1 pseudogene is annotated in these 1649 nt (G+C 60.8%); it reads right to left on the reverse strand.

Going from position 1 to position 1649, the window contains the following annotated elements:
• Positions 1-39: 39 nt before the first annotated feature.
• Positions 40-1604 (reverse strand): annotated as a pseudogene (locus tag OOZ48_RS18370) (IS3 family transposase).
• Positions 1605-1649 lie beyond the last annotated feature (45 nt).

Genomic DNA, 1649 nt, shown 5'->3' on the forward strand with positions numbered 1-1649 from the left:
CGGTGGTTGTCAAGCTAGTTGTCGCTTTTTCCAATAATCTCAGGCCACCCGCCTAAGGGAATTATCTGTCTGTGGTGCCACCTGGTTTTCGCTGTCTTTTTGCGGGTTCAGGTGTACGCACTCAATGCGTGACCAATTTCGTGTGGGCCCACTCCAGCGCTCTGGATACATTTGCCGTGCCCGTTGATACACGGCATGACGATGGCGCAGCAGTGCCTTGTCGTGGCCATCATGGCGCTGCTGTGGCGTGACGAAACGGATGGCACTGTGGCGGTGTTCGACGTTGTACCAGCGTACGAAGCGTTCGACCCAGGACCGGGCATCGGCCAAGCTTTTGAATGGCTTTGTCGGGTAACGCGGGTGGTACTTGACCGTGCGGAACAGGGCCTCCGAATACGGGTTGTCATCGCTGACCGCAGGCCGGCTAAACGATGGCATCACGCCCAGTTGCTGCATCATCGCCAACATGGTCGCGCCCTTCATCGGGCCGCCATTATCCGAGTGCAGAACCACCTGGCCGGGCGCAATCCTCTCTCGTCGGCAGATGTCGTGCAGTAATTCGCTGGCCCGCTCGCTATCTTCCGCCTCGTACACCTGCCAGCCCACGATCTTGCGGCTGAACAGGTCCAGAAAGACATACAGGTAGTGGAACTGGCCCTTGACCGGGGTGGGCAGGTACGTGATGTCCCAGCTGTAAATCTGGTTCGGTGCCCGCGCCGACAGCGGCCGTGGGCGGCGGGCCGGATTAGCCGGCCTGGCCCGACCGCGATGGGCCAGTTGGCCGCGTTCGCGCAGCAATCGGTACATCGTCGACTCGCTGGCCACGTAGCGCCCCTGGTCGGCCAGGCGCGGCACGATCTGCGACGGCGGCAGGTGACCATAGGCGGCACTGTTCAACACCGACAGCACCTGTTCACGCTGCAAGGGTGTGAGCCGGTTATATGGGCGCTGTACACGCAATGTACGGGCATCATCCCGGTCACAATCTCGTTGCCAACGCTGCACCGTGCGGGCCGACAAACCGATCAGTTCGCAGGCGCGAGCCTGACGGGCACCGGCGCTGACGGCCTCGCCAAGTAACGCAAGAATGTGTCGGCGCTGCGAAAGGCGAGTCATTTGTCCTCGTCCTCCCACAGCGCCTGGTACTTTTTTTGCAGTACCAGCAGGGCTGCCGCCTCCGACAGCGCTTTGTCCTTGCGGTTGATCTGGCGTTGCAGTGTGGTGATCTCGTCCTTCAGACGGCGAAGCTCCGTGGCATCGCCACCCGGTTTGGCAGGGGCAATCAGTTGCGCTCTCCACTCGGCCAGTTGGTGAGCAAAGAGCCCATGCTCACGACACCAGGCGTTCAGCTCCGACTCGGACAGGTTGTGGGTGTCGAGCAGTGCTTGCAGCCGCTGCTCGGGGCTCCAGTCGGCTGCGCGTTTCTCGCCCGATGCCGATGTCTGTTGATGTGCCATTCTGACGCTCCGTAACCAGTTACGCAGGCTATGGTACGGAACATTCATCTGCCTGGCCACGTCCGAGATCGTTCGCCCGCTACTGCGTTGCAACGTCTTGCGAACTGCCTCTTCCTTGAAGGCCTGGCTGTATGTCGTCAAATTCATGTGGAGAACCCAAATTCGATGCGACAACTATGCTGACACGGGGGG

This window comes from Castellaniella sp. S9, assembly GCF_027257175.1.
Lineage (GTDB): Bacteria > Pseudomonadota > Gammaproteobacteria > Burkholderiales > Burkholderiaceae_B > Castellaniella.